The sequence below is a fragment of the Massilia frigida genome (genome assembly GCF_011682175.1).
Taxonomy (GTDB): Bacteria; Pseudomonadota; Gammaproteobacteria; order Burkholderiales; family Burkholderiaceae_D; genus Telluria_A; species Telluria_A frigida.
Window position 1 is genome coordinate 1 of the sequence record NZ_WHJG01000143.1, and the last position, 885, is coordinate 885.

1 protein-coding gene is annotated in these 885 nt (G+C 55.5%); it reads left to right on the top strand.

Annotation, left to right across the window (positions count from 1 at the left end; genetic code table 11):
* The first annotated feature begins 232 nt into the window (after positions 1-232).
* Positions 233-763, top strand: coding sequence for a DUF389 domain-containing protein (locus F2P44_RS34385; RefSeq protein WP_167094577.1), 531 nt, complete (start codon positions 233-235; stop codon positions 761-763).
* Positions 764-885: the final 122 nt, after the last annotated feature.

An 885-nucleotide genomic window follows, 5' to 3' on the forward strand; every position in this document is an offset into this window, starting at 1 on the left:
TGAGGCCGATTGCCTCACTAACCAACATAGGAAACAGCTACAATCTTGCAGCAGAAACCCGGCTGTGGCGGGACCACAGGCTGCATCGAAGTCCGACTACCGCGCGAGCGGTTTAGTCCATCGCCCCGAAGCCGACAGTCACCGGTTGTCCAATGGCACCCGCAGTCCCCACTTTTTTTAAGCGGAATTCCTGATGGGCTATCATCGCACTTTTGCTTAAAAAAGTGCCTGTATGAAAACCGCTCAACGACCCATTTTTATCCGTCCCATGCCACGACTGCGTGCTGCTTTTGCCCGCAGGTTCAGTCTGCGCGACGATCAGGCGCCGCATGAAGAAATCGACAGTCGGATTCGGGGTGACATCGAGCTGAGGGGCGCAACTCCCTGGATTTTGATGTTCGCGATTTTCATCGCCTCGGTCGGACTGAACGTGAATTCCGCCGCCGCCATCATTGGCGCGATGTTGATCTCGCCTTTGATGGGTCCGATTATGGGAATCGGTTACGGCATTGCAATTTATGATTTCTCCCTGATCCGGCGCGCATTGAGCAGTTTAGCCATCGCCACGGGCCTGTCCATCATGACTTCAACCTTGTATTTTGCAATCACACCGCTATCGCAGGCCCAGACCGAACTGCTGGCGCGCACCACGCCCACGATATGGGACGTGCTGATCGCCCTGTTCGGTGGACTCGCCGGCAGCGTGGCGGCGACCCGCAGGAAAAAATCGAACGTCATACCTGGGGTAGCGATCGCTACGTAAGCGCGCCATAAACCCCAGACTTGTGGCATAGCTGCGGCTGCAGCATTCTTTCCCCATCTAATTTTATGTGGGACAAGGATGAAAAAGGACATGCAATTCTGGGCGGCGCATGTTGCGGCGAT

What these genes read in the sequence shown, in the direction of transcription:
- F2P44_RS34385 (WP_167094577.1), top strand. Translation starts at nt 233, where the DNA reads ATGAAAACCGCTCAACGACCCATTTTTATCCGTCCCATGCCACGACTG.